6 protein-coding genes are annotated in these 5,256 nt (G+C 66.6%); 4 read left to right on the forward strand and 2 right to left on the reverse strand.

All coding sequences use genetic code 11. The features are described from left to right. Nucleotides 1-78 precede the first annotated feature (78 nt). From KDB67_RS17030 to KDB67_RS17045, 4 genes are all read left to right on the forward strand, one after another. Entirely contained in the window at nt 79-888 is an 810-nt protein-coding gene (locus KDB67_RS17030) for a hypothetical protein (protein ID WP_291018082.1), read from the forward strand. Between the two features lie 57 nt (nt 889-945). Beyond that, nucleotides 946-1,203 carry a type II toxin-antitoxin system Phd/YefM family antitoxin gene (locus KDB67_RS17035; RefSeq protein WP_291018084.1) on the forward strand — a complete coding sequence of 86 codons (258 nt, stop codon included), beginning with the start codon at nt 946-948 and terminating at the stop codon, nt 1,201-1,203. Next, nucleotides 1,200-1,574 carry a type II toxin-antitoxin system VapC family toxin gene (locus KDB67_RS17040; protein ID WP_291018087.1) on the forward strand — a complete coding sequence of 125 codons (375 nt, stop codon included), beginning with the start codon at nt 1,200-1,202 and terminating at the stop codon, nt 1,572-1,574. The genes KDB67_RS17035 and KDB67_RS17040 overlap by 4 nt, the downstream gene beginning before the upstream one ends. Nucleotides 1,575-1,708: 134 nt before the next feature. Next, nucleotides 1,709-2,860: a hypothetical protein gene (locus KDB67_RS17045; protein ID WP_291018090.1), complete on the forward strand. Its 1,152-nt coding sequence runs from the start codon at nt 1,709-1,711 to the stop codon at nt 2,858-2,860. A 66-nt stretch (nt 2,861-2,926) separates the two neighbouring features. On the opposite strand, the gene KDB67_RS17050 is transcribed toward KDB67_RS17045, so the two are convergent. Further along, the gene (locus KDB67_RS17050) at nt 2,927-4,525 is read right to left on the reverse strand and encodes an HD domain-containing phosphohydrolase (protein WP_291018093.1); all 1,599 of its coding nucleotides are present in this window, start codon (nt 4,523-4,525) and stop codon (nt 2,927-2,929) included. A gap of 47 nt (nt 4,526-4,572) precedes the next feature. Continuing rightward, on the reverse strand, nt 4,573-5,256 hold a 684-nt coding region (locus KDB67_RS17055), incomplete at its 5' end, for a PEP-utilizing enzyme (RefSeq protein ID WP_291018096.1).

Genomic DNA, 5,256 nt, shown 5'->3' on the forward strand with positions numbered 1-5,256 from the left:
GGCGCCGCGGTGGTTGCAGCGTGATCGGCCCTACGACGGCGTACCTTTAGGAGGTTGCCGTCGAGGATGTGGAGAGACGTGGTCGAGCAACCCTGGTATCTGAGTCCTGCGGGCTGGTTGCTCGAACTCGGTTCGGCGATGCACGGCGCCGACGCCGCACCACACCTGCCCCTCGCACTGCCGGGAATCGACACCACCGCACGGCTCGGTACCGGATCGATCGAGCGACTCTTCGACACGCTGAAGACGCAGGTCACCGGTAAGCGGATCGAGACGACGCTCGGCGACAAGCCGGTGGCGTTCACGATCGACGACATCGACGCCCGGTTCGACCGCTTCGGCGCCGCGATGGGGCAGGTCAACGGACTCTCGCTCACCGCCGTCGAGCCGGTGTTCGACGGTTTGCACGCCCGGCGTTTCACCGTCAGCGCGCACAATGTGCACACGCGACCGTCCATCAACCCGATCGTTGTCGCGGCGCCGCTGGAGGTGGTCGTGGTGGCAGACTGGCCCCAAGCCACCGCGTTGCTGAAGCACTACGCCGACAAGGTCGAGATCGAACCGCTCGGTGAACAGCGGCTTCGCGTGCGCTACAACGGCACGCGGACGCGGAACGGATGGGTCGACACCCGGCTGGTCTCGGAAGGCGGGCGCATCGAACTGCGCCCGCTCGCGGCCGGGTGGGGACGGTGGCTGCGGCGGGGCGGGCTGACCGCGATCTCGTCCATCCCCATCGCCACTGCTGTGACCGACGGCGTCCGGGTCGTGGACCTGACCGTCGACAGCGAGACGGTGACGGTCGTCCTCCGCATCGACGAGATGTCGATCCCGTACCGCAAACTCCTCGCCTACACGCCGGAGCAGCATGGCCGACGCTCCACGGAGTGACCTCGGACCAAGGACTAGCCCTGGCCAGACCTGGCCAGAGTGGGGTAATGTGGCGCCATGACCACCGTGAACATCTTCGAGGCCAAGGCCTCGTTCTCGAAGCTGGTCGCTGCTGCCGAAGCAGGTGAGACCGTGGTCATCGCGCGGAACGGAAAGCCCGTGGCGCGCCTCGGACCCATCGATCCGGTGGCCTTTCCGCCCGCAAGACTCGGTGATCTGGCTGGTCAGTTCACCGTTCCCGATGACTTCGATGAGTGGAGCGACGAGGACGACGCGCTCTGGTACGGCAGCGGTCAGGACTCTCGGCGGCCGTGAGGACATTGCTCGACACACATATCTTGTTATGGATGCGATCGGCTCCGGAGAGGCTGCCACAAAGCATGGTTGACGTACTCGCCGACACAAGTATCCGGAAGATGATCTCGGTGGTTTCCCTGACAGAGATCGCCATCAAGGTGTCGACCGGCAAACTCGATGTCGGTCCGCGATTCTTCGACACCGTCGGTAACCTCGGGCTCGAAGTAGAGCCGTTCGGCGTCGACCACGCGCGTGCCCTCGCTGAGCTTCCGTGGATACACCGGGATCCGTTCGACCGGATGCTCGTCGCCCAGGCCATGGTTGACGGCGCCACACTGCTCACTGTCGATCCGAACATCCGGAAGTATCCGGTCTCGACGCTCTCATAGGCGGTCCGCAGGCCCGGCGACCCTGACGGTCCGCAGCGCACGCCGTAGCACTCGCACACTGCGCGGGTCCGGTGTGGTGGAGGTTGCACGGAACTGACCAGGTATCGGGGCATCCGTAGGTTAGCCTAAGGTCCATGCGATCCCGTTTCTCGATTGTTCGTGGCGCCGCGCTCGCCGTCACCGCCGTTTTCACGCTCGGTCTGGCCACCGCGCCGGCCGCCGACGCCGCCCCCGCGAGCCCGGCTCCCGCTGTTCCGCAGCCGGCCGGCTACAGCATTCACGGCTACAACTTCAATTCAGGCAACTACCGCGGTGCTATCGACGCGCAGACCGGTGATCTGTGGCTGACCAGCGTGTCGCCGATGAACGGCCCCACCAAGTCGACCATCTACCGGCTCAACCCGAACACGATGTCGGTCAAGCAGCGGATCAACGTGACCCAGAAGGCCGACACCGACGGCCACGGCACCATCGCCGCCCAGTACGAGATCGGTGTCCCGAAGACGGGCCACACTGTGTGGACCACAGCCGCCGCGGCCAACGGCGGCGAAGCCAACGTGTGGGACAAGAACACCGGGCGGCGCCTGGCCAACTTGCGCAACCTGCCGCATTCACACTCCATCGTCTTCGCCGAAGACCTCCGCGTCGCCATCATCTCGGTCACCCCGGGCCTGGTGTTCTTCGACATGGACACCTATAAGCGGCTCGGCGAGGTCAGGTACCCGTCCGGCGGCAAGCAGCTCGGCGCCGGCACGATCGTCACCGACCAGGGTCCCGACGGTGCCACCGTCACCACCACCTCGTACTACACCGACCTCACCCAGTTCCGGCTCACCCGCAGCGGTGACAAGGTCCGGGCGAAGGTCAAGTGGAACACCCGCCAGACGATCCGGGAAGGTCACGGCAGCGTCGCCGCCGACACCACGACCAACCGCCTGTACGTCAACAACCTGTACAACGGACTGTCGGTGTACAACCTGCGCACAGGTAAGCACGTCGGCGACGTGACCACCGGCCCGGGCACCAACTCGATGCTCGTCTTCCAGGGCAAGCTGTACGCCGCCAACTACTTCCTCGGCTTCATCTCCGTGATCAACCAGAAGACACTCGGCGTGACCCAGCTGATGACGACCGGCCTGCTGCCGAACCAGCTGCTGGGCTGGAAGAAGAACACCTTCCTGGTCATCGACAAGGCGTCGTCGATCACGGAGCTGCCGTCCGGCATGGCGAAGATGCCGCTGCCTCCCCTGGGTGGCGACCACATCTACAAGATCACCAAGCACTGACCTGACCGGGGCAGGTCTTCCCCGGATAGCTTTGCCGACATGAATGTCCGACCAGACCGGCGACCCTCAACTGAGCGCACGCTCCAGATCGCCCGGTTCGGCCGGGATGAGCCCGCGTTGCACCGCCCAGACGGCCACGCCCGCGCGCGTCCGGTAGCCGGTCTTGTCGAAGACATGGGCGAGATGATGTCCAACGGTCCGCTCCGAAATGACCAGTGCCACAGCGATTTCCCTGTTCGACATGCCCTTCGCCGCATGTCGTAGGACTTCCAGCTCACGGGCCGTGAGACCGTTGGGGGCAGCTTGCGAGACAGGCGCCACGTCGACGGCGGACAGCACCGCCCACACCGCGTCGGATTCGAGCCGCCCGTCATCGACGGCCGCGCACAGGTGGGACCTCGCGGCGGCCGGGGGCAGAGCCGGGCGTCCGGGGCGGTCCTCAGTGAGGGTGCACCACACCTCGGCGGCCTCCAGAATTCGCGCGGCAAAGGGGCCGGAGGCGTCTGTGGACCCGCGCCAGGTACCCCAACCGGCCTCGGCGAAGGCCGCGTGCAGGGCACCGGCCGGCCGGGTCAACGGCTCCAATGTTCGCAGCGACGGGCACCGTTCGAGGATCCGGCTGGTCCAATAGCTTTGCAGACGCAGCCGTTCCCGATCAGCGGTGCCTAGCTGTCCACTCGGTTGCGGCCGGTCCAGAAGCGAACTGGGCACCACGACACATCCGAGACCGTGCAGGTGGCCCGCGGCCTCGAGATCGCCGATCTGGGCATCTGTGAGGCCGACCCGCCTGGCCGCGGCCGCCGCGACGCGAGCCACGCGTGAACTGTGTCCGGTCAGATACACGCTCTTGAGGTCGGCAACCATACCCAGGACCCCGCAGAGACTCGTGAATCCGGCGCCATCCACGGTTGACTGCGGCGCCGGTTCGCGTTCGAGAACCGCGGCAAGCAAGTCGGTCTCGGCGGTCGACGCGAGGATCGACGGCGCGTCGTCGACAAAGATTCTGGCGACGTCCGGGTCGAGGTGACCACCACCGCGGCGTCGTACCTCGGCGATGGCATGGTCGGTCCCACCGGCGACATGCGCGAGTACCGCCTGTTCGGCGACGTGCATGATCCGGCCCGCAAAGCTGAGCCGATGTGCGCTGCGGCCATCCGGGAGGCCATGGCCGTCCCAGCGCTCGTAGACGTCGTCGAGGGCCGCCACCGCGTCCGCGCATGCACCCATCGGCGGCGCCAGAGCCCGGCTCACTTCACAGCTGTACCGGGCGGCGTGGGGTCCGTCGGTGGTGACGAGGTCGACGAAACGGTCGGCCAGTGACTGCTGGGACTCCGGGGAACCCTGCCAGTCGCCGAAGCCCGTCAGTTGCTCGGCGAGGTGGTCGGCGTCGAGGTCGAGGTGCTTCACCGCACACTGGAAGGCGACATCATCGACGAACTCCGCGGCGTTCTCTGGCGCTCGTGATGTGCAGCCGATGGAGCGCAGGAGTGTGGCCTGGTAGGTGGTTGCCCGGAGCCGGCCGTCGTCGGTGACGCGGTCCGGGAGCCGTTTCACGAGTTCATCGGCAACTATGCAGACGCGCAGCCCCTTCTCGAACGGCAGTCCGGTGGCCAGGTCCGTGGTCAGCGACAACGCCGCCATCACCTCTGCGATACGGACGCCCATGATGGGCTCCTCCTTCGTTTCGGCGGCGGCGATGTCGCCGGCGGCATCTAACAGGGTAGTTTTTCACCGGCAGCGCCGACCGCGGATCCGCGCACCACCAGAACTTCGCCAGTGGTCCCATTGACCCGGATCGCTGCGCCGTCGGGTATGCGCGTGGTGGCATTGCCGGTTCCGACGACCGCGGGGATACCGCACTCACGCGCTACCACAGCGGTATGGCACAGTGGCCCGCCATGATCGGCGACGAGTCCGGATACCAGGGGCAACAATATATTCCATGTCGGTGATGTGGTCGGCGCGACAAGGATGTCGCCGGGTTGAACCCGGGCGAAGTCGTCGGATGAGGTGATGACCCGCGCGGTCCCCTCTACGACCCCGCGCGAGGCGCCATGCCCCCGCACACCCGCGCTGACCACAGCCTCATGCTCGTCGAAATTGAGGCTGATACACAGCAGGGTGAGTCGCAGGTTGGTGCGGTGCGGTTCGCCGAACGCACGCAACGGCGGCGGAGGAGGTTCGGGGGCGCCGAGCGTCTTGGCGGGTGGCGCCGTCTGCTGCAGTCGGTGCCACCGCTCGGCCAGGGAGTCGGGGAGGGAGTCGTTTATCAGGGCGTCGTCGATCTCGGTGACTTCGGCCAGCAGGGCGTACTCGGGGCGCGCCAGTCGGTGCCGGGCGACCAGGCGTTCCCCGACGGCCAGCAGTGCTCGACGTGTCAGGCCGGCTGACCAGTA

The organism is Gordonia sp. (in: high G+C Gram-positive bacteria) (genome assembly GCF_020438995.1).
Classification (GTDB): domain Bacteria; phylum Actinomycetota; class Actinomycetes; order Mycobacteriales; family Mycobacteriaceae; genus Gordonia.